The following is a 20852-nucleotide window of genomic DNA, read 5'->3' on the forward strand; positions in this document are numbered from 1 at the left end:
CTGTCGATACAACTTACTCACTTACCATTTCGCCTTCGTGGCTTTCAGGTTCTGGCTCGCTCTGAACTTCCTCAACCGGCGGCATTTCCAAGCGCAGATCGATCCAGCGCCCTTCAGGAATATCCATCGGCTCCCCGGCAACGATTGCTGCGGTATCAATATCAAAGCGACGTTTGCTGACCTTGACCGTGATCGTGCCGTCTTCGGCCGCTTCGGTGGCGACGAAGCATAGGCGGTTACCGTTGACGTCTTGTGGGACTTCGATGTTCCAGCCTTCCTCAGCAAAACCTAATGAGCCTTTGACCTCGTATACACCTAAATCTATGCGCTCTGTGGTTACACCTTGTGATTCATCGTTAAGGGTGCAGAAACCGTTACCCTGTAGTCTAACAATCGGGGATGCCACTTTTAAGAACCCGTTGGCATCAACAGTACTGTTGAAATCGGTCCAAACACGCTTTTCTGTTACAGCCATGAAACCGCTAGGCATAGTCGCAGTCCAGGTACTGGTCTCAATAGGTATTAAGCCTTGGGTTCCTGAAACAACGTTGCCAATTAATGAAATACTCGGCGAATTATAACCCGCTCCAGAAATCCATAATTCCCACATCGCTGTCGTAGGATTATATACAGCTCCAGCACTAATGTTACCACCTGATGTGAGACCAGTTCTCAATACTTGAAGACCTGTAGATGCCAATGCTGATGTTGTTGAGTTCCTCGCACTGAAATAGATATGCATTATATCAAGACCAGGATTGGCAGCTGCATAGCTCCGCCCTCCGGTAATCATAAAATGCATACCTCTAGCTGAAACTGTCGTTATTGATTGCTCTGCAATTTTGCAATATCTGTTTCCGTTAGTGCCAGATGATAATAATGGAGGGACTATTTGAGCCTCTGTATTGTTGACAACAAGTTCATTCCATGACCCTACAGCATTATTTTTAATTCCACGAAATGCTATTTTATCATTATCCCTCTGAATTGATAGTTGAGCACAATATGATTTGTTTACATGACCTGAAATATTAAACATATGATTAGGCACATTCCCAAACGCATCTCTTGTATATGTATTTGTAACGTACCATGCTCCATTAACCCTATAATCAGAGGCCAATGTAACATCAGGGACAAGAGGCAAAAAATCTTTACCAATACCATAATCCCCGACCTTTAATGCTGTTTTACCTGCGATTGTGAAGTCATTGAGTACTTGAGCCGTCCCAGTTCGAGCGTTTACCGAAAATACAGGGGTACCATAAGTCACGTTTGAAACCAAGCCTGTTGTCGCAGTAGATACAACAGAGAAACCATTTGACGTTGCGATATTGGCATTATTAGGGTGAACCAAATCAGCACGATCGCCTCCACGAAACACAAATGGAAGTGCTCCTAGATCTGGAACTTTATCTATAGTTGTAAATGCATTACCTAAGACCAGTCCATTAGACAAAGATACGAAACCATCAGGACGGAAAGACGCTGTATTTGTAGTACCATTCCAGCGGATATTCATGGCTCCAGTATCTGTCTGAGCATAAATAGCTCCTTTCTCTACACCTGAGACATCTTTTAATCTTATCAACAAATTAGGTGTCGTCACGCCGGCTTGCATAACTTGATCACCTGTTGATATGAAACCACCAACAGCAGTTATATATCCATTAGGGCTTATTTTTGCTGACAAATTTGTAGTTGTTCCATTACTATTCCAGAAGTTCCACCCACCAACCCCGTTCCCCCTGTTGTTAATAAAATCGGTTGCACCATTATAACCTTCTGTATCACCCGCACCAACACGACCCCAACTAACCCATGCTCCCTGCGTTGATGGGGTAAACCCGGTTGTCGCGATAGATGACAATCTGGTTGGTTTTGAAAGTAAGATCGTACTGGCAACTTTCTGATCTTCGGTCAATGTTCTGGATACTGAATCTGCCTGGATCTTAGCCAACGTCGGCACAGTCAATTTTGTACCATCATCCTTAGTGAAAGTCATATCACCGGAGCCAGTAAACCAGCTCACCGTATCATTGCGGCTGCCCTGGAAAAAGGTGAGCATCGCGGCAAAGCGAGCGGAGAACTGGCTGATATCACCTTCATAAGTGGTGATAATCGCATAGCTCTGCCCGCTCGCCGTTGAGCCTGCATAATTGCTGTTAAGAGTCAGCGAGGTATTGCTATTAACCTGTTTAACTTCATACAGCTTATTGTCCGGGGCCAATAAAATCATGCCTGGCATTACGCCAAACTTGGCATCGGCCCACGCAGTGCCTGTACCCGTTACGGTGGCGTTATTAGAAATTAAATTGATCGTGCCTGTTTTGTACCACATATATTATTACTCCAAATAAAATAACCGCACATGGCGGATCATGACTTTAAATTAAGTTACCTTAGTAACATCCAGGGTTTATTTATGATTTCACTGCAAACACAGCGATAGCTTTTAAATAATTGCCATTATCAGCAGATGCAACATATTGAATGGTTACACTATTATTTGCCAGCAAAGAGAAAGAATAAGAGTCACTGTCCGTTGCTAACCGCATATTATAGCTTGCCTTTACCGATATCGTTTTCCCAATAGAACCATTGACCAAAACGGATGCTGTAGCGGAACCGTAACTATAAACAGTATGGTTATTGTTACTACCGCCCGTCTCATACTCCGTCGTATAAGCTGATACCGTAATCATGGGTATAAAAACTGTTCGGGAAAATGGCTGAGGCATTATCACTACAGAGCCACCAGCGCTAACCGGGATTATTTTTGCTATATCTCCCTCAATGGAACTTGCTACTACCCGTTCAATTATCGCAGTGCCTTTTATAGTGACATTTTCAAGCGTTCCTGAAGTCGCCTCAATATGGCCTCTAGCAGTAACGTTATTAAAAACAGCATTACCACTTTTATCAATAGCCCAACCAGTTCTTTTATTCCAGTCGTAGTTATTTGACTGGATATAATTTCCTATCTTGGCATTAGTAATCGTCCCATCAGCAATAAACGCCGAGTTAATAAACGTCTGGCCATTTTGCACGGCGAAGGGAACAGACACATTGCCTTCATCTTTGGTTACCAAGGCAAATCGATCGGCCCGCACCAGGAATTGCCGGTTACCGGCATCATCAACCCCCAATGCCAAACCGGCAACGGTACTTTCACCCTTCTTGCTGGTTTCAACTTTTACTGACCAAGTTGCTGATACCTTGCCATCCAACGTGGCCTGAGCTTGGCTCACCTGTTGGATCGCCGCCGTACTTTGATCTGCACTCGCTTTCACGTTATCGATACGGGAACTAAGCGCACCGTTCGCATCTGCCCGAGCCTCAGACTCCGCTATCAGCGCAGATTTATTCTCACCTACCGCAGCATTCAGCGACCCAAGCTGCTTAGCCGTCGCCAACTGGTTATCGGTAACAGTCTCTGACAGCGAACTGATTGCAGAGGTATTGCTACCCACAGCAGAATTCAACGATCCAAACTCTCTAGCCGTTGCCGATTGGTTATCGGTCACGGTTTTCGACAGCGAAGTAATCGCCGAAGTATTGTCACCAGTAGCGGATTGCAAAGCGCCAATTTGCTGAGCCGTCGCGCTATTGCTATCGGTTAGCGTTTGGCTCAGGGCGGTCACCGAAGCCTCATTCGCCCCTGTTCGGCTGGTCAGGTCGTTAATCAGCTTGGCCTGGGCGCTGTCCGTATCCACCAGCACCTGCAGCTGCTGATTGAGTTGGGCATTGTTGTCCCCCACGGTGCCTGCCAGCGCTGTCACCTGCTGGGATAACGCCTTGTCTGCTTCCGCACGTACCGTCTGCTCCGTCATCAAGCGCGCATCAACATCACCAAAGCTTGCCCGTAATTCGGTGATCTGCTGCGCCTGGGCGTGCTGATCGTCCGCCATTACGTTCTGCTGGGTCTTGATCGATGCGGTGACCACGTCATTACTGATAACGTCTTCCGCCTGCTTTAACGACTGCTCGATATCCGCCTTGGCAATGGCTTCAAGCGAGCTGCTAAGTGAAGCCTGCGAACCAGCCGAGTCGCTTTGTGCCTGCTTCAGCTCACCGATCGCCGCGCTGTTTTCGCCGGAGGTCGCCGTTAATGAACCAATCTGCTCCGCCATGGCCGAGTCTTGATTGGCCAACGTCTGCAGCCGAGCGTTGATGGCCGCCGTGTTTTGCCCAACGGTGGAATCCAGCGAACTCAATTGTCGAGATAACGCTTCATCCGCCGTGGTTCGCGCTTGCGATTCAGCGGCGATCGCCGCTTTATTTTCGCCACTGGCCGCCTCAAGGCCGGTAATTAACGACGCTTGAGCACTGCCGCTATCCACCAGCGCCTGCAAACGCTGATCCACCTCGGCCTGATTACTGCCGACATCTGCGCTCAGATGGTCAAAGCGTTGCGACAACGCGCCGGTCTCGCTGGCCCTGGTGGTGATCTCCTGCTGTAACTGCGCAGACACGTCGCCAAAGTTCGCGTCCAGCTGCGTGATCTGCTGGGCCTGCGCCTGCTGCCGATCGGCGAAAACGGTTTGCGCCGTGGTTAACCGGGCGCTGCTCTCGTCCAGACGTTGAACATCGTTATCCTGCTTAAGCGCCTGTTCGATATTCGCCTTGGCCGTGGCCTCCAATGCCTGTTGCAGGCTGGCCGTGCTGCTTTCGGCTTCGGTTTGCGCGATGCCAAGGCGGGTGATGGCCGCCGTGTTTTCCTGGCCGGTAGCCTGGATCACGTCAACCCGTTGGCTCAGCGCACCGTCGGCATCGGCACGGGATTTCGCCTCTGCCTGGATAGCCGCAGTGTTACTGCCCGTGCTGGCTTCCAGGCCGGAAATCTGCTGGGCCTGAGCCGAGTCTGTCGCCGCCAGCGTTTTTAGCTGTTGGGTTACGTCAGCACGGTTTTCGCTAAACTCGGAAGTCAGCCCGCTGAGCTGCTGGCCCTGCGTTTTCTGCTGATCGGCCAGCGCTTCGGTTTTCTGCGTAACCTGCGAGTTAACCTTGTCCTGCTCCGTCTTGTTGCTGCCGATTGCCTTGGCGTTGGCAGAAACATTGGATTCCACCTTAGCCAAAGCAGAATCGGCATCGGCCTGCGCCTGCTCCAGCTTGATAATCAAACCCTGCTGATTATCCGCCGTGGCTTTCACCGAGCTGATATCCTTGGCTAACGCCCCATCGGCATCCACACGCGCCGCTTGCTCCTGCGCGATTTGTGCGGCGTTCCCTTCGGCCTTGGCAATCACCACGTCAAGTTTACTGGCCAGTTGCTGATCATCATCCTGCAATTGAGTGATCTGCGAAGCAACCTGAGCCATTGCCGCGTTGGTGCCACCGGTAAGGGCATCGACCTTGGCTTGCAGTTCGGCATCTGCTCGCGCCAAGCTGGCGCGGGTGCTGTCAATTTCCCCGCGTGCGTCCTTGATATCGCTATTCAGAACCTCCTGGGCCTGGGAGAGTTTTTGGCGGTTATGCTCGATGGTCAGGCTGTTTTCGATGGCGGCTTTGCCCAACTGCGTCAAATCCTGTTGCAGCACGTCGACAGCATTGCTCAGATCGGCATTCCGGCCCGCCAGCTCGGCGTTAACCTTGTTCAGCGCCGCTTGCAGGGTATCGACATCCCCTTGCAGAGCATCCCTGTTCTCCTCGATATCGGCCTGCGCCTGGGCGATCTTCTCGGCCAGATCCTGGACGTTCTGATCCGAAGGCAGGCTGTTGATCTTCTCCAACAGATCTTTGCCCAGTTCGGTCTCGGTAATGCTTTGCGCAATTTGCGCCAGCACCACGTCCGCACTGTCCGAAGCCATCCCGCGCACAAACTCGCTCCAGTCGGACTGGTTGCCGGTTTTGTCGGTAAAGGCCGCACGGAAATACAGCACCTGCCCGGCACGCAAACCCTGCATGTCATAGCGATGCTGCGGATAAGGCACATCGGCCAATAAGCGTTCGTCGGCGAAATCCGCCCGGCTGGCTACCATCAGGGTGGTTTTCAGGCCATCTGCAGAGTTGTGGCCAAAGCCCCAGGCAAGCTGGATGCCAAACACCACATCCTGGGTTGCCGTCAGCGAAACAATCTTGGGCGGCGCACCCGCTTTTCCTGCCAGATAGCTCGGCTCGGCATGACCCCACTGCGAGGAAACGCCCACCGCATTCACCGCACGCACCCGTACGTCATAGTTACCGGCATAAATACCGTTAACATCAAACCCGAGTGAAGGCGTCGCCCCCACATTTACCCAGTTGCCATTATCTTTGCGCCACTGCGCTTCATAGGTCACCGCGCCTGCGACAGCCCGCCAGTGCACCCGCATTGAGGCAACGTTAATCCCCTGGCTGACGTAGTCGTAGCGCGAGATGGCGATATTCGCCGGAGCAGGCATTGCTCCTGGTGGCGTCACGGTGATTGGCGGCGCATCCAGGCGGATGCCGTTATCGATAAAGGCGTATTTATCCGGATCGTGCTCAACGGCGTTAATGGCGAAGGTGCCATCATCGTTGGACTGGACCGACACCACGCGGAACTGCTGGATCGCCAGGTTGTCGGAATCGATACTCCAGACCGCTTCAGGCTCTGGTTGCTGGCGGAACGGAGCGGTCAGCGTCACCGTAAGCTTGTCTGCCGCGATACTGGCGATAGTGCGAGTTTGTGCCGTGCCGTCCGGCAGATTGACGATCAGGCGATCGCCTTTGCCAAACTCCACTTCACGGTCCAGCACCACCACGCGATCCTGCGCGGAATGGATGCGCCCGCCGTTGGTCTTGCCTGCCAGCATGGCATCCGCAATGCCGATGATCCGAGCTGGCAGCGGGATATTGCCGTCCAACCCGACGGTAAAGCTGACGGTACGATCTTTGGCGTTACTCAGGATCGCCCAGCGCCCACGGCGGTGAGCCTCGGTGCGCCGCGTGCAGCCAATGGCGGTGATTTCAGTCTGGTTAACGCCGTAGCGCTTCACCAGTTCGTTATCGTAAGCCGCTTCCACCGCGTCGGCATAATGGTTGGCCGGATCGCCCCATTTCACCAGCGCCGAAGTATAGCGATTCTTGTAAGAACCCGACGCATAGGCAAATTCACCGCCAATGACGTTGGCCCGTGAATAGACGAAATCCACATCGCGCGGCATATCCGCATAGGCAAACAGCTGGTCGTTGCCCCAGTAGGTAATGCCGCGGAAGATGGCGGCGATATCACGCAATACGGTGTAGGCATCCTGCTGCGACTGGATATACACGTCGCACAGGAAACGCGGTTCTTTGCCCCCGCCCCCCAGACCATCATCAATCAGCTCATCGCAATACTGCGCGATGCTGTACAGCCCCCATTTGTCGATCTCGGCGGCGGTCACCCGGTTGCCTAAGCCGTAATTCTTGTCCAGCGCGATATCGTAAAACACCCAAGCCGGGTTGTTGCTCCAGGCCCATTTAAAGCTGCCATCCCAATTGCCGCTGTAGGTCCGCGCCAGCGGATCATAGTTGGCCGGCACGCGAATGATTTTGCCCTTTGGCTTGAGCGTAATTTTCGGCACTGAGCTGAACTGCTGGGCATCGAATTCGATAAACAGCAAGGCGGTGTTGGGATAGCGGAACTTGGCGTCCACGATCTCGGTGTAGGTCTGGATCTGGGTAGTGTTTACCAACTTGCTGCTAGTGGAGTCCGGTGTGATGCGCTTGATGCGCAGCGTCCAGCTGGTGGTTGCCTTAGGTAGATTAATCCGGTGATCGCGCTCGTACAGGCTGGTGGTTTTGCCCTTTAGCGTGCCGGTGACCACGGTTTGATAGGCTCCGCCGTCGGTGGAAAGCTCAATCAGATATTCCACCTGCGAACCGTTCATATCGCCGTTATCTTCCTGCTGGAACAGCGCCGGGAAGCCCATGCGTATGCGCAGCGCGTCGATATCGGTTCGGGTGAAGGTTTTGGTCCAGACGTTAGTAGTGGTCAGCTTGACGTTGACCGGCGTTTCAGACTCTACGTCCGGCATTCCCTGGATATAATCCTGAGTCTGGGTGCCGTTACGCACCTCCCACTTCAGGCCGGTAAAGTTTTCGCTGCCATCGGGGTTATGCACCGGGGTGCCGTCGAGCAGGATGCGGGTGCCGTCTAACTCACCGGCAATTTCCCCTTCAGACAGCGCCAGCAGGATTTTGATTTTAGCGTTGGACTGCAAATCATCGGGAGCTTCAACCGGCGTATGCGCCGATCCACCACCGCCCTTGCGCCCATGAATAAGTGTCTTTGTCATATCACGCCCATAAAAAAAGGCCGCGAGTGCGACCTAAAGAAAAATGCCCTAAAGGGGCGTTATTGCTGATTTTCGGCGTAAATACCGGCGGAAATCACCGCGCCACCGATTTCCCGCTCGCCGTACAGCACCGGCACTGGGTAGCCCTGCGCCGTGGTGTTGACCGGTGAACCGAAGGCATAGGAAGGTTTGTTTTCTACCGATTGGGAAGAGGACATGCCGAAGTTCGGCTGTGGCGTCATCAGTTGCATGACACCTCCCAACACCATTGAAGTCCCCATCATTGTTAAGGCGGTAACGGCCATAGTGGTGAATGTAGCAGCGGCGCCAGAGGCAGCCAACGCTGCACTATATAAGCCTATCGTTCCGCCTGCGGTAAAGAATGCCCCTACCAGCGCCGCCACTCCCAAGATAATCTGAAACCCTCCGGCGCTTTTACTCCCCGCAATCACCGGCATAATGCGGATATCGGCGTTGCCTTTGGAGGTAGCAAACTCGGCCAGGCCGATATTCTGCGAGCCATTGAAGAAGGCAAACTGCACGCCGTCCTTATGGGCATTCATCATAAAGCTCTCAAATCCGGGCAAGGTGATACACAGCGCCCGCAGCGCTTCGCGCGTATCCGCCACCACCAGCCGATGGGTTTTACCGAACTTTTTGCCCAGTTGGCCCCCCAACCGGATCAGTCTTGTTGTTTGCATCATAGAAGCTCCTTTCGGCGGACTACGCGTACCGTCCGCTCCTGAAAATATCCGCTGTAGGGATAGCGCTGGCTAAGCTGACCGAACAGGTGATGCAGCATCATGCCGTCCCCCAGATAGATACCCGCGTGGTTGGTCACCGGGGCTGAAACCTGCATCATGATCATGTCGCCCGCGCGCATCGGCCCCTGAAATTCTCGGAACCCTTCGGCGTACCAGTGATCGTCATACAGGCGGGTTTTGCCGTCGACCCACCATTCATGCTCCACCGAGTAATCATTCAGCGCGATGCCGTGTTCCTGGCGATAGTAATCCCGGATCAATGACCAGCAGTCGGCATGCCCCAACAGCCAACTGCGCCCAACCAACGGACGCTCACCGCGTGGCACAACCTCGGTGTAATCCCCTTCCGGCCACGAGACGATGCCCCAGACAATGCCCGAGTGATCGCACTGCAGGCGATCCATCTCCGAAGGGATCAACACGGGCACATCTGGGTGGCTGTGGATGATGCGAATGATCTCGCCTTGATCCTCCGCCTGCGCGTATTCCTGAGGGGAGATGACAAAGTTATCCAACGCGTTTTCCGCCACATTGCGGCACGGCAGATAACGCGCCTTACGCCCGTTCTGCACCACAAAACCGCAGGACTCATTGGGATACTCCGCTGCGGCATGCTCACAGATGGCCTGCATGATTTCAGCCTGCATCATTACCTCCCCAACAGGTTGGAACCTGGGAACCCGCCAAAGGCCAGGGGTTGCGCATCACCAAAGCGTTTTTTGCAGGAGGACACCCGGCCACCACAAACGTCTAACGCCGGATCGTCGATCGGTTCATCGTCCTTATCAAAACAGGCGCCGCCGCTGTAATCGCAACCTCTGCCGCTGCGGTACCAACCCCGGATGCACCAGGTGCAAAGCCCGTGAATTTGCCGCGAGGGCAGTTGCTGGCCTTGCAGATCGAACGGTGTGCAGAGCTGGAACTCCACCACGCTGTTGGTTTCGGTGCTTTTGCTGTCAATGTAGAAAACCTGCACTCGCTCCTGCGAAGCATCGGCAAGCGCGTTACCCTCGGGGAAGTTGACCGCATCCAGGTATTTGGCAAAGGTGTCGTGTACCCGCACTTTCGCCTGCACCATGTCGTTGAAGGTTAGACACAGCGAAGACACCAGATTGCTGAGGTTGGCGACGCTAAGCCTGGGCGTTGGTTGTGAACCATCACTGGTTGCTGCCAAGCCGGTGATCTCGTAGGGATAGGCTTCATACTCGTTTCCCTGCCACCAGATCGATTTTGGTTTCAGCCGCTGGGCATCGTTGCCCGCCGCCGCGATCTCGGCTTGAGTGTGGGGAATATTGTGCGCATGAAAGCGCATGATGGCCGCGCCAAAGGCGGTGCCATCAATTTCAATCAGTTGGATCAGTTCCCCAGGCGCCAGCTTTTGCACTTGACTGTTAAATGACATGATTGCACCTATACGCCGAAGGCTTGTTCAAAGGCAAAACTCAACGCCTCCACATTGCGCGCAAGCGGTGTGACGGAAATTGAATCCGATTTGACGCGAAATAGCGCTTTCTTGCCGTTGGGCGGCGTCCAGAAAAAGGCGACGAGCACGTGTTGATTTAAAAAGGCCAGCATCGACTGGGTCACGGCCGGATGGCCAGTATAGGCCAACTGCCACTGCTGCACCGCCTGGTTCAGCCCATTGCTGCTAACCTGTTTATAGCCGTCGCCGAACTGCGCACTTCTGACGTTATGGACAAAGTTACCGCTAGGCGAGGCCTGGGTTTGCCATTGAAAGGTATCGATAAGCATAAAGACTCCGAGCAGTAATAACCGTCAGTCACAGGGCTAGAATTACCCCTCACCCTAACCCTCTCCCACAGGGAGAGGGGACAGTACGTGCCACATCTTGACTAATGCGTTCATCCTCCCGTTACAGCCTGAACAAGGGAGAGGGAACTGTACGTGCCACATCTTGACTAATGCGTTCATCCTCCCGTTACAGCCTGAACAAGGTAGAGGGAACTGTATGTGCCACATCTTGGCTAATGCGTTCATACTCCCGTTACAGCCTGAACAAGGGAGAGGGAACTGTATGTGCCACCAATTGGCTACAGCACTCATCCTCCCTATCACTCTGTTGCAGATTAATTGCTGCACCTGAATACAGCTCCGGAGCAGCTCCCTCTCCCTGTGGGAGAGGGTTGGGGTGAGGGGGAGATGAGGAGCAATTAGTCAGGCCTGATGCCAGACTGCGGTTGTTACTATTGATGATTGATAAGAAGATTCAGCGGGCCGCTGAGGCATTCCAGATCAGGCCGCCCGGCTTAAGCTCTTTGCCCAAACGTTCGGTGATCGCCTGATTAACGATGCCCTGCACCAGCTTGCCCATGCCGTCACCGGCAGAGGAGCTATTGGCCGCATTCGCGGAGCCGTCATTGTTCATTACTACGGTGCTGTTGACCGTTATGCCACCACCCTGCTCTGCCGCCAGGCCGTACATCGGGGCTTTGTTGCCGCCCACCAGGCCACCCTCCGCATAGCCGCGCATCATGGCGTAGAGATTGCCCACGCCGATCCGCTGGGTGGCTTCTTTGGTCATCACGAACTCGCCACGGTGTACCACGCCCGCCTGATCGTATTTACCGCCGTCGCCGGTATAACCACCACTGGAATGTCCTGTTGCTGCAGCCGATGGATTAATCCAACCCATTGCTTTTTGGATGACAAAAGCTACTAGCAGTTGGTTAATCACCTGGATAATCATTTTCAGGATTGAGGCGGTAAACTCTTGGAAGTTGGCTTTGCCAGTGGTCACCATGCTGGTAAGCATGTCTGATAAACCGCTAAAGGTCGCTTGGCCGATATTGGCCATTGAATCATATACATTGGTCGCAGAGTCCAGATATTCGTTCCAACCTTTTTGTGCTCCATCAAGCCAACTACCACGAATTTTGTCCTCAGCCGCATGGTAGTCTGTGAGAGCTTTTAATTGGCCCTCATAATCCTCACCTGACGTCTTTCCTCCTTTTTGAATCCATTCATCATTAAACTGAGTAACACTTGCCTCACGCTGGGCAATTCGATTACTTTTACCTGCGCTATAAACTAAACCCCTCTGTCGCTTACTCATGTTTTTTATATAGTCAGATGAAGATTGCTTAAGTAGTTCTTGTGTATCTGGAACAGTTGGAGCTACAACTCCAACTGTAGGAGTCTGCACTACTTTATTCTGGGCTATATTTTTATGAGTGTTTGGATATACTGTTACTGACGGTTTATTTCGAAGCGCAGCCCTGGCATCATGCTCTTTTTTTAACTTCTCTATGGCTGACTTCTGTTCAACATTCCCTGCCGAAGTAGATGCAGAAGAATCGTTAATTAAATTAACAACTTGTTCCAGAAGCCAAACTTTACCTTCAGCATCTGAAATTATCTTCTTTTTATCTACGATTGGTCGAGAATCAGTACCATAGTCTGGACTCGATTTCGCATCAATATCCCGATACTTTTCTAAATTATTTTTTACATTAATAACATTCTTATTAGCGGCTTCAAGTTGTTCTGAAAGGGTGTCATCCCGACCAATTCCCTTCATCATATTCCATAATGAGCTCCAGCTAGACTTAGCTATAAGAACAGCTTTATCTATATACCCTAAATTTTCTACTAATTTATTTGCTCGCTCTTCGAAAGTAATTGCTGTCTTTTGTGCAATTAAGTCGCTAGCTTCTGCAACCTTCCCTTGTTCTTCCAACTGAAGAATATGTTCAAATTCAGCGACAGACAAATAATTATAGGCTTTATTTAATTCATAAGCACTGGTTATTGGATCGGTAAATATTTTCTTATACGCATTGATAGCCTGCTCTGCGGTCTGACCGGTAGCTTGTTGTAGCGCCAAGACTCCTTTTGTTACCCCGTCAATTTGCTCACCGGAGAATGCACCGGTTCCAACTATTTTTGCTATGGTTTCAGAGGCGGTATCCATACCGCCACCCAAATCAGCATATTTACGCGCCAAATCCTGTAATTGCTCCGAGCTCTTCCCTGCATAATTACCGGTTAGGATTAACTGCCTGTTAAATTCTTCGGCCTCTTTGGCACCTTGGTAATATGCAGTACCCAGTAATGCTGTAGTGCCCACAGCTACAGCAATCAGAGGTCCCATCCTTCCTAATGGAGCAAGTATTTTCTGCACCTGATCATAGGTATCTACTAGCTGTGAACCTTGGTCCAAAGCCTCTTTCCAACCAAAATCTCCAGAGGTAGAGCCAGAAATGGAAGCTGTATTCGAAGCTTGTCCCTGCATCCCTTCCAGCGCTTGCCGGTATTCTTCTATTGCTGCAGTGCTTCTTCTCAGGTCAATTATAAAAGCATTGGTACTCTCTCCTAGCTGAGACAGTTGTCTACCAATATTGCTATAACGGCTGATCTCCTGCATTCCGCTGCGTAAAGTACGATTCAATATTTCGAATCGTCCCGTTGCCACAGAAATGTTGCTCTGCAAATCAACTAGATCTCTATTAGCCCGCTGCAAATCACTGGCATTAACACGCAGCGTCATAGTTGTAATATCTGCCATGCCTTACTCCTGGCTATAACAATAAAGCCAGCTCAAGGCTGGCATCATCGCAGACGATTATTTTTGGTGGATCACCTTAAGCGCTGCGGTTTCCATAATTCGGATGTCATTTAACACGCTTGCTTCATCCTCCACGGCATAAACCCGCATTAACCAGGGAAGGCAATTGTAATCTAACCCCGTAATACCTCCCATACCGGTACGCCATTGGGTTGCCATCGCCTGAAAAAGTTGGAATGCAGGCTGCATATCCGGCCAAACATCGAGAACGGTTGTTTCATAGTCATCGGGAGATAGACCAAATGCGGCCAATTCTTCACGGGGCGTTTCCGGCGAATAGAAGGCTTCAGCAAGCGCGATTAGTTTTTTTCTCGTACCGCCATCAGCTCTTTGGTATAAGCCGTAGCGATAGCATCAAAAGCACGTGGATAGTTGTCCAGCAAAGTGATTAGACTTTCCTGATTCAACTCATCGGGTAAAGTCCAATTGGCGCAGATCTCACGTAAGAAGTCGGCCATCGGTAGATTGCTATAGTTGCCAGAGCTCAACTGTTCTTCGCTGGCCTCACGAAGCGCTTTCTCCAGTTTTTCCAATTCACTGCGCTTTTTGTGTTTGAAAGTAAACGTCAATACCCCATCACTGTCACCTGCGCGAGGAATGCTGACGTCGACTTTAAAGGTTGGATTCGGTGTCAGGTTAAATTCGGTCATGATTATCTCTCTATCGTTGAATAATTCGGCAAAAAAATCGAGCCCGAAAAATATCGGGCTCGCTGATGGACTGTTTAAGCAGTCACTTTGTAGAACGTCATATCGCAAGACTGCACCGCCAGCGCCACCTGTACGGTTTCAACCTGGTTAACCGCGGTGGTCGGTTGCGGATCAAAAGCCGGTACCGCAGACCAGTAGCGCAACTCCTTGGCTTTTGGCACGTGCATGTAGAACGCCAGCGTGACGCCATTGCGATCGGCATCCTGCAGCAGGCTGTAGATCGGCTGAGAAGCATCGTGCGCAAAGGTAAAGGTCTGCGTTTTGGCCGCTTTAAAGGTGGCCAGGTTACGCTGACGATCGTCTTCCAGGAACTGCACCTGCACGTATTGCTGATCGCCGCCAGACTGCGCTACCTCGGTGATCTGAGGAATTTGCGTCCAGTTGGCGATCTTCTGCAAGGAGCCTTTGCCGCCACCGGCCGGGAAGAAACTCACGTCGGTAGTATTGATGGCACCGATGGTGATACTGGTATCCACTTGGGCAGTGATTTTGGCCACCAGGCTGTCGATCAGGCCCCAACCGGAGCGTACCATTACGATGTCACCCACTTTCAGAGTGTGGCCGGTGGCCACGGTAAATACGGCGCCGTTAGCATTGCTGACTGCGGTAGTGACTACGCCTGGTGCTGTTGGCGCGCCAGCAAATACGGTGGCGCCATTTGGTAATGCAAAACCCATGGTAATTCTCCAATTTCAGATATAAAAAAACCGCCGGATGGCGGTATGCTTGGTTTACTTGCTGGAGAGTTTCCCCCCAGCGATGTTGACTACACTATTGTGGCATTAATACCCGGCCCAATAACCGATAGCCACCGGCAGGGTATATAATTCATCTTTGGCAATCGCTGGCAGGATATTGCCACCAGCGTTGACATAACAGTTAAAAGCATCGTCCGCCAGCACCAATCCCCTGGGGAATAATGAAATTATCTCTTCCGCCAGTTGATAGCCAGTTTTCGCGCCCGTCCCTTTCTTCATCACAATATTAACCTGATAATTCCCGCTGTAGGTCTGCACCTCCTGGGAAATACCTAACGCCACCGCAGGCTCCGGAGCAATAAACGGTTCCAGATGAAGATCGTCATCCGCCGTAAACGTCACGTTTGCCAAGGTGTATTTAATATTTTTCTCTTCAGCCCAGGCCGTTAACCTGGACTCAAATAAATCATTGATACGCAAGGTGCTCATGGCGCCTCCTGATTGAACCCTATTGATAAGAGTGCATCACCTTGGGTTAAACCAGTAATAGCACTCTAGCTGATATAATTCGTAGCGAGAAGTTTATTTTAAAAAATATTTTTACCAACTGCGAAACGCAATAACCACGCTATCAACTTACTAGATAAAACTCGTAGCGAATAGATTTTTATTAAATTATTTTTCGCCATTAATTTAAAATAACAAAACCACCCCGCATTGCGGGGTAGTAATTACTTCAATTTAAAAAGTCTTTATTTTTTATTATCGGTCATCGTTTATCTATCCATTTCCAAACGAATATTCTGGCTGACCAGACAACCCTCGATAAAACTTTCTGCCACCTGCATCTGTTGCCTTACCCGGCCTTCCGAACATTTCCAGCCGCGAGCAATGGCGGACTTCGATTGCCCGTAAACGTAGTAACGCAAGATCAGTTCCAACTCCTCCGGCTGACGTAGGGCCTGGAGGTGAGCAACGGCGCGATCGACCACCAAGCCGTCCTCGTCACAGCAAGAGGCCTGCTGTTTGCTACTGCCCGGCAGCAACCCTTTAAAACCGGCGGCGATATGCGAATATCCCAGAGAAGAACTTTCCCGTGCCCACACGCCCCAGCGCCCCAAAACCTGTTGAATGTCCCGCATAAGACCTCCTTATTTTTATTGGCTCTAGTGTAACCAGACGAGGTAAAGCCGCCCATCGATGGGTGTTGTAGGAAACCTCACAGGACAAAGCAGGGGGAAAACCGAGCAGAAAACGAAGGTATTGGTGCAGCACTATGACGGGAGGATAGCGCCAGCGGTGGAAAAAAGCATTCAATCTCAACCTTCGGAGGAGATGCCTCCCCCGAAACGGGCGCAGATCAAGACATGGCAAACTGCTCGAGTACCTTGCCTTCCATGCGATAGCGCACCCATTCATCTTGCGGAGCCGCACCAATGCCGAGATAGAAATCAATCGCTGGCTGATTCCAGTCCAGTACGCTCCATTCCAGGCGTCCGCAACGGCGTTCGCAGGCAAGCTGAGCGATATGGCGCAGCAAGGCTTTGCCCGTTCCCGCCCCACGGAACTTGGGCGTGATATACAAATCTTCCAGATAGATGCCGTTCTTACCCAGCCAGGTCGAATAGCTCATAAAGAACACCGCATAGCCTGCTGGCTCGCCGTTGACACTGCAAATCAGCGCCTCTGCGCAGGCGTTGGGGCCAAACAGGCTTTCCTCGATCTCTGCCTGGTTGGTTCGCACCTCATCACGAGCCTTTTCGTACACGGCCAGCTCGATGATCATATCCAGAATTAGCTTGGCATCGGCTTTCACCGCCGGGCGAATTTCAATTGTCATGATGTACCCTAAATAGCGTGATTTTCCTGCTGCCAGCATAATACTTAACCAATTCAGGCACAAACGGCAATTCATCGGGCATCTACGCAGGCCCCCCCCTGCGTAAGGTGGCAGTTGAGGAATGTTTATAGAGGGATCCCTCCGGTCTCCTATACTCAGTTTTCCCCCTAACAGATCTGGAGAAACGATATGTCATTTAGCGTGGGTGATTTTGTGCAGCGTAAAACCGGTGGGCCAAAAATGACCGTTATCGAAGAGGATGGAGAGGCGCTGATATGCAGTTGGGTCGAACTGGGGGTAGAGCAACGCACCGAGGTGCAGGCCAACGAAGTGAACCCCTATCACGAAGACGACGACTTCGGCGTCTGCTGATATTCCGTGAACTCTCTCACGCCATCTCCCTAGATAAAATGTGAAGTTGATCTAGTATTTACCAGGTACAGCAACCTATTTTGGGTAGTGGTTAAGGGGTTCACAATGAGCGAAAGTGTAAAAGACGGCACCATTCTGTTGGCCAGAATTTTGCTGATGATCCTGTTTCTGATTTTCGGTTGGATGAAGCTGACCAACTTTGGTGCCACGGTCACGGCAATGGAGGGCTACGGTACGCCAATGCCTTACCTGGCCGCGGTTGTCGCCGTGGTGGTGGAGTTCATTTTCGGTATCTTCATCGTGCTGGGGGCCTTCACCCGGCCGATAGCCATCATTTATGCGCTTTATGTGCTGGGTACCGCCTTTATCGGCCACCCGTTCTGGCGTTTTAGCGGGGCAGAAATGATCGGCAACGAAATCAACTTCTTTAAAAACATCAGTATTATCGCCGGTCTGCTGCTGCTTGCCGTCACCGGTGCTGGCCGTTACTCTCTGGATTATAAGTGGTTTAAACGCTAGCTCTCCCCTATGGCGGCGCTCTCCTGCGCCGCCATGCTCACACCTTAGCGGCTATGTTTGGCATGGCGTTCGAAGTTATCCGCCTTGGCAGCAGCAGACTTACGCAAGGTGACGTAGCACGCCCCCTCCCCACCGTCACGTGGCAGTGCCCGGCAAAACGCCTGCACTTGCTCAAACTGCCCCAGCCATTTGGCCAGGTAGCTGCGGATGATATTCGGATGGCTTTGATCTGTGCGCCCACGGCCATGCACAATCAGCAACGAACGCAGGCTGTCTTTCTCCGCCTGGATGATAAAGCGGAACAGCGCCTGGCGGCAGTTCTCGACCGGCTGACGCAACAGGTTGAGGCTGACCTGTGTTGGATAGTGGCCGTGACGCAGCTTGTCTAGCACCCCTTGCTGAATACCTTCGCCCTTATATTCCAGCGGGGTATCGCAGGGAATAATGTCCAGAAAGCCGGTGCTGAGGAAGTTCTCCAACTGTAACGCCTGAGCTTCCCGACGAGCACGTTTATCGACGGGATCCTGCGCCTTGAGGTACAGCGTGGATTGCCCCGCGGATAACGGCCTCACATCGGCCATCGCCTGGGCAAAAAAATCGTTCTCTTCGTTGCTCATTTCACATCACTCTCGGGAGATTTCACCCACCGGCGGACTATTGCTTTTAGTGGGAATGGCTTGATTGTAAGACGCCTTGCCAGGGTTGCAAGCAAGGAATTGACGGCAACGGGTGAGGTTGTGAGCGGTTTTCGTTATACTGCAGGCCATTATTGAGTGCCGCAAAGGATCCAACCCATGAATATGCGCGAGCTGGAAATCCAGTTTCAGAATGCAATGAATGAGTTACAAGCCAGCTTCGAACAGCAGCACCGTGAATGGCAACAAAGCTACCAGGCTTTGCAACAACAGCTGGCCGAAGCGCAACGGCGTGAAATCGCGCTGCGCATGCAGAATGAACAGTTGGTCAACAAACTAAGCACCGCCAGTTCGGTGCCGGAACAGCATGCCCTGGTCAAGCAGATCAAGATGCTGGGTGCCCATTTGGATGCGCTGGCACAAGATGCCGCCACCTTTAATCGCCATGTCCATAATAAACAACGGGCCGCAGACAATTTCAGCGGCGAGCAACACTGACAATTTCGGGCGCGGATGCTGCGCACCAAGACGGTAAAAATCATACATGACGTGGATCATCATCGCCGCCCTGATCGTAGTTTTCATTATTGGCTATCGTGTCCTGACCTCCGACACCCGCAAGGCGATAGATTCACTGGCGCATTTGCTGAAAGTAAAACCGATGCTGGTGGAGTCCATGCTGCAGGAAATGGGCAGCCGCCACAGCCAAAGCTTTATCCGCATGTTGAACAACGGTTATACCGAAGAGATTCATCAGGCCGCCTATATGCTGTTTATCTACCTGACGTTTATCAAGCAGGCGGACGATGAGCAGATTGGCCTGTGGCGGGAAACGCTGCTGCGTGCCGAGCTGTCGCCGGAACTGCATGCCGAACACACCGAGGCGGCGCTGTTTTACTTTGCCGAACTGGATCTGGATGCGTTTGAACTGGCGCAGTTCCGCCGAGCCTACAACGAACGCTATAACCGGGAAGCACTGGGCAACTGGTGAAGCTTTCCCCCGCTTACGGGGGAGAGTTTAAAGGAACATGCTGTAGAGATAGCGCGAGAGCGCATCGCGGGAGCTGAAACCGTGAGGAATGCCGTAACGCGTGTTGGGCGTATCACCGCTTAAATCCAGGGGAAACTCAAGATACTGCTCGCTGTTACGCATCAACGAGGTGGGCGTGGCAAAATGGAGGCTCTTCTCTTTCAATGCCGGGTGGATCACCAACGCCATTCTGCCCATTCGCGCTTCCCGATTCACATACACGTAGTGCTCGCCCTTGCGAAAACCGTAGGTCTGATCGGTGACATAATCACGCTCAAAACCGGTACTCTCTAACACCTTAGCCACTTCATCCGGCCGTAAATACATCTATTTCTCCTCTCAGTTCTGGGTAGCTTTGCGACCTTACCGTAATCAGGAGATGAAACAATTAATTTATCCGTACTCATTCTGGTTTAGGAATAATCTGCAGCTATTGGCCCCCCGCCTGCTGTCTACGCCATTCGCTGGGGCTCATCCCCTGAACCCGCAGAAACTCACGGTTAAAGTTGGATTTGGTGCTGAAACCGGCCTCCAGCATAATCTCGGTCACCGGGCGATCGCTGCTGCTCAACCACTGCGCCGCTTGCTGAATGCGTAATTGATTCACGTATTGGGATACGTTCATCCCCGCTTGCTGGTTAATCGCCTGGGAGACCTTACGTGCCGGTATGCCCACCTTGCGTGCTAGCCGGGCTAGGTTCAGTGCCGGTTCCAGATAGAGATCGTCCTGGCGGAGCCGCTGGTTGATCAGTTCAAAGCAGTGCTCATCATCCTCTGTTAGCGCCTCGGTTTTCACTGGTGGCAAGGGCTGTTCTTCGGGTTCCTGCTGTTGGCGCTCACGGCCAAGCACCAGTCCGACTCCCAAGACCATCATCACATTGCCAAAAGCCGCCAGTGCGCCAGCATGCCTCCCGGCTAATAGCGAATAATCCAGGGTGATCGCCAACTCGGTCAGGCCGCAGACGATCAGCAGGCCGCCCAATCCGCACCATAAGCGATAGCTCAGCCAACTGTCCGCCAGCGCCACCTGCTGCAAGGCATTCTCACCGCGCCGCAGGTACAGCAAAATAGCCGCGCCATAACCGAGATAGCCAATAACGATCAGCCCATCCAGCGCCGCCAAGACGCGCCACTGCGCCAATAGCACCAATAGCGGGAACGTCAGATGCCCAAAAATGCGCCAGCCCATCGGCCCACGGGCTTGTAGCATCAGCACCAGATAACACAAAGGCGGGATCAGAGCGGCCCCCAGCGGTTGTAAAATAGCGACCCAAGGTTGCTGATAGCCAAAACGGATCCCCACCAGCAGGCTTTGCCAGGCGCAGATCAACAGCAACAGCTGTAGCAGCCAACGGTGTGGCCGTGGCCAACCAAGGCGCACGATCAACGCCAGGCACAACAGGCTGAAGAGAAAAGACAGCGGGATAAGCGGCATGTTACCTCTGTGGTTATTCGG

Annotated in this window: 20 protein-coding genes; 4 read left to right on the forward strand and 16 right to left on the reverse strand. The window is 52.1% G+C overall.

What is annotated here, in order from left to right; genetic code table 11:
- Positions 1-13: 13 nt before the first annotated feature.
- The 13 genes from KGP26_RS21595 to KGP26_RS21655 form a co-directional block, all read right to left on the reverse strand.
- Positions 14-2341, reverse strand: coding sequence for a hypothetical protein (locus KGP26_RS21595; RefSeq protein ID WP_223664596.1), 2328 nt, complete (start codon positions 2339-2341; stop codon positions 14-16).
- An 82-nt stretch (positions 2342-2423) separates the two neighbouring features.
- Positions 2424-8243 carry a DUF1983 domain-containing protein gene (locus tag KGP26_RS21600; protein WP_223664597.1) on the reverse strand — a complete coding sequence of 1940 codons (5820 nt, stop codon included), beginning with the start codon at positions 8241-8243 and terminating at the stop codon, positions 2424-2426.
- 59 nt (positions 8244-8302) lie between these two features.
- A complete protein-coding gene (locus tag KGP26_RS21605; protein ID WP_371824953.1) occupies positions 8303-8944 on the reverse strand; it encodes a tail assembly protein in 642 nt (213 codons plus the stop codon).
- A complete protein-coding gene (locus KGP26_RS21610; protein ID WP_059201582.1) occupies positions 8944-9654 on the reverse strand; it encodes a C40 family peptidase in 711 nt (236 codons plus the stop codon). Before KGP26_RS21610 ends, KGP26_RS21605 begins: the two co-directional genes overlap by 1 nt.
- Positions 9655-9656: 2 nt before the next feature.
- Positions 9657-10409: a phage minor tail protein L gene (locus KGP26_RS21615; RefSeq protein ID WP_094982627.1), complete on the reverse strand. Its 753-nt coding sequence runs from the start codon at positions 10407-10409 to the stop codon at positions 9657-9659.
- Between the two features lie 8 nt (positions 10410-10417).
- The gene (locus tag KGP26_RS21620) at positions 10418-10759 is read right to left on the reverse strand and encodes a phage tail protein (protein ID WP_024486957.1); all 342 of its coding nucleotides are present in this window, start codon (positions 10757-10759) and stop codon (positions 10418-10420) included.
- Positions 10760-11234: 475 nt separating this feature from the next.
- Positions 11235-13532, reverse strand: a complete 2298-nt coding sequence (locus KGP26_RS21625) for a phage tail tape measure protein (protein ID WP_223664598.1) — start codon at positions 13530-13532, stop codon at positions 11235-11237.
- A 57-nt stretch (positions 13533-13589) separates the two neighbouring features.
- Positions 13590-13844 carry a DUF1799 domain-containing protein gene (locus KGP26_RS21630; protein WP_037435565.1) on the reverse strand — a complete coding sequence of 85 codons (255 nt, stop codon included), beginning with the start codon at positions 13842-13844 and terminating at the stop codon, positions 13590-13592.
- A 47-nt stretch (positions 13845-13891) separates the two neighbouring features.
- Positions 13892-14242 (reverse strand): phage tail assembly chaperone, encoded by a 351-nt coding sequence (locus tag KGP26_RS21635; protein WP_071683970.1) that lies wholly within the window; start codon positions 14240-14242, stop codon positions 13892-13894.
- A 74-nt stretch (positions 14243-14316) separates the two neighbouring features.
- Positions 14317-14979 (reverse strand): phage tail protein, encoded by a 663-nt coding sequence (locus tag KGP26_RS21640; protein WP_059201585.1) that lies wholly within the window; start codon positions 14977-14979, stop codon positions 14317-14319.
- Between the two features lie 105 nt (positions 14980-15084).
- Entirely contained in the window at positions 15085-15489 is a 405-nt protein-coding gene (locus KGP26_RS21645) for a phage tail terminator-like protein (protein ID WP_223498259.1), read from the reverse strand.
- A gap of 287 nt (positions 15490-15776) precedes the next feature.
- The gene (locus KGP26_RS21650; RefSeq protein ID WP_021807641.1) at positions 15777-16142 is read right to left on the reverse strand and encodes an antiterminator Q family protein; all 366 of its coding nucleotides are present in this window, start codon (positions 16140-16142) and stop codon (positions 15777-15779) included.
- Positions 16143-16360: 218 nt separating this feature from the next.
- The gene (locus KGP26_RS21655; RefSeq protein WP_223664599.1) at positions 16361-16840 is read right to left on the reverse strand and encodes a GNAT family N-acetyltransferase; all 480 of its coding nucleotides are present in this window, start codon (positions 16838-16840) and stop codon (positions 16361-16363) included.
- A gap of 189 nt (positions 16841-17029) precedes the next feature.
- Between KGP26_RS21655 and KGP26_RS21660 the strand changes: the two genes are divergently transcribed.
- Together KGP26_RS21660 and KGP26_RS21665 are read left to right on the forward strand one after the other, a co-directional pair.
- Complete coding sequence (locus tag KGP26_RS21660) at positions 17030-17212, forward strand: YodC family protein (protein ID WP_021178943.1); 183 nt, start codon at positions 17030-17032, stop codon at positions 17210-17212.
- 105 nt (positions 17213-17317) lie between these two features.
- On the forward strand, positions 17318-17731 hold the full coding sequence (locus KGP26_RS21665; RefSeq protein ID WP_021178944.1) for a DoxX family protein: 414 nt from the start codon (positions 17318-17320) through the stop codon (positions 17729-17731).
- A 44-nt stretch (positions 17732-17775) separates the two neighbouring features.
- Here KGP26_RS21665 and smrA read toward each other — a convergent pair whose 3' ends face one another.
- Entirely contained in the window at positions 17776-18348 is a 573-nt protein-coding gene (smrA, locus tag KGP26_RS21670; RefSeq protein WP_223664600.1) for a DNA endonuclease SmrA, read from the reverse strand.
- 177 nt (positions 18349-18525) lie between these two features.
- Between smrA and KGP26_RS21675 the strand changes: the two genes are divergently transcribed.
- Both KGP26_RS21675 and KGP26_RS21680 read left to right on the forward strand, forming a co-directional pair.
- Positions 18526-18864, forward strand: coding sequence for an MbeD/MobD family mobilization/exclusion protein (locus KGP26_RS21675; RefSeq protein WP_021178945.1), 339 nt, complete (start codon positions 18526-18528; stop codon positions 18862-18864).
- Between the two features lie 46 nt (positions 18865-18910).
- Positions 18911-19357, forward strand: coding sequence for a DUF1198 family protein (locus tag KGP26_RS21680; RefSeq protein ID WP_223664601.1), 447 nt, complete (start codon positions 18911-18913; stop codon positions 19355-19357).
- Positions 19358-19384: 27 nt separating this feature from the next.
- On the opposite strand, the gene KGP26_RS21685 is transcribed toward KGP26_RS21680, so the two are convergent.
- Both KGP26_RS21685 and KGP26_RS21690 read right to left on the reverse strand, forming a co-directional pair.
- Positions 19385-19723, reverse strand: coding sequence for a DUF2002 family protein (locus KGP26_RS21685; protein WP_021178947.1), 339 nt, complete (start codon positions 19721-19723; stop codon positions 19385-19387).
- A 103-nt stretch (positions 19724-19826) separates the two neighbouring features.
- Entirely contained in the window at positions 19827-20831 is a 1005-nt protein-coding gene (locus tag KGP26_RS21690; protein ID WP_223664602.1) for an AraC family transcriptional regulator, read from the reverse strand.
- Between the last annotated feature and the right edge of the window lie 21 nt (positions 20832-20852).

The organism is Serratia sp. JSRIV002, assembly GCF_019968725.1.
GTDB classification, from domain to species: domain Bacteria; phylum Pseudomonadota; class Gammaproteobacteria; order Enterobacterales; family Enterobacteriaceae; genus Chania; species Chania fonticola_B.

Excerpts from the sequence above, each read along its gene's own strand:
- KGP26_RS21635 (WP_071683970.1), bottom strand. The coding sequence starts at position 14,242 with ATGACCGAATTTAACCTGACACCGAATCCAACCTTTAAAGTCGACGTC.
- KGP26_RS21685 (WP_021178947.1), bottom strand. The coding sequence starts at position 19,723 with ATGTATTTACGGCCGGATGAAGTGGCTAAGGTGTTAGAGAGTACCGGT.
- KGP26_RS21645 (WP_223498259.1), bottom strand. The coding sequence starts at position 15,489 with ATGAGCACCTTGCGTATCAATGATTTATTTGAGTCCAGGTTAACGGCC.
- KGP26_RS21625 (WP_223664598.1), bottom strand. The coding sequence starts at position 13,532 with ATGGCAGATATTACAACTATGACGCTGCGTGTTAATGCCAGTGATTTG.
- KGP26_RS21665 (WP_021178944.1), top strand. The coding sequence starts at position 17,318 with ATGAGCGAAAGTGTAAAAGACGGCACCATTCTGTTGGCCAGAATTTTG.
- KGP26_RS21690 (WP_223664602.1), bottom strand. The coding sequence starts at position 20,831 with ATGCCGCTTATCCCGCTGTCTTTTCTCTTCAGCCTGTTGTGCCTGGCG.
- KGP26_RS21620 (WP_024486957.1), bottom strand. The coding sequence starts at position 10,759 with ATGCTTATCGATACCTTTCAATGGCAAACCCAGGCCTCGCCTAGCGGT.
- KGP26_RS21675 (WP_021178945.1), top strand. The coding sequence starts at position 18,526 with ATGAATATGCGCGAGCTGGAAATCCAGTTTCAGAATGCAATGAATGAG.
- KGP26_RS21595 (WP_223664596.1), bottom strand. The coding sequence starts at position 2,341 with ATGTGGTACAAAACAGGCACGATCAATTTAATTTCTAATAACGCCACC.
- KGP26_RS21680 (WP_223664601.1), top strand. The coding sequence starts at position 18,911 with ATGACGTGGATCATCATCGCCGCCCTGATCGTAGTTTTCATTATTGGC.
- smrA (WP_223664600.1), bottom strand. The coding sequence starts at position 18,348 with ATGAGCAACGAAGAGAACGATTTTTTTGCCCAGGCGATGGCCGATGTG.
- KGP26_RS21660 (WP_021178943.1), top strand. The coding sequence starts at position 17,030 with ATGTCATTTAGCGTGGGTGATTTTGTGCAGCGTAAAACCGGTGGGCCA.
- KGP26_RS21605 (WP_371824953.1), bottom strand. The coding sequence starts at position 8,944 with ATGCAAACAACAAGACTGATCCGGTTGGGGGGCCAACTGGGCAAAAAG.
- KGP26_RS21640 (WP_059201585.1), bottom strand. The coding sequence starts at position 14,979 with ATGGGTTTTGCATTACCAAATGGCGCCACCGTATTTGCTGGCGCGCCA.
- KGP26_RS21655 (WP_223664599.1), bottom strand. The coding sequence starts at position 16,840 with ATGACAATTGAAATTCGCCCGGCGGTGAAAGCCGATGCCAAGCTAATT.
- KGP26_RS21600 (WP_223664597.1), bottom strand. The coding sequence starts at position 8,243 with ATGACAAAGACACTTATTCATGGGCGCAAGGGCGGTGGTGGATCGGCG.
- KGP26_RS21650 (WP_021807641.1), bottom strand. The coding sequence starts at position 16,142 with ATGCGGGACATTCAACAGGTTTTGGGGCGCTGGGGCGTGTGGGCACGG.
- KGP26_RS21610 (WP_059201582.1), bottom strand. The coding sequence starts at position 9,654 with ATGCAGGCTGAAATCATGCAGGCCATCTGTGAGCATGCCGCAGCGGAG.
- KGP26_RS21615 (WP_094982627.1), bottom strand. The coding sequence starts at position 10,409 with ATGTCATTTAACAGTCAAGTGCAAAAGCTGGCGCCTGGGGAACTGATC.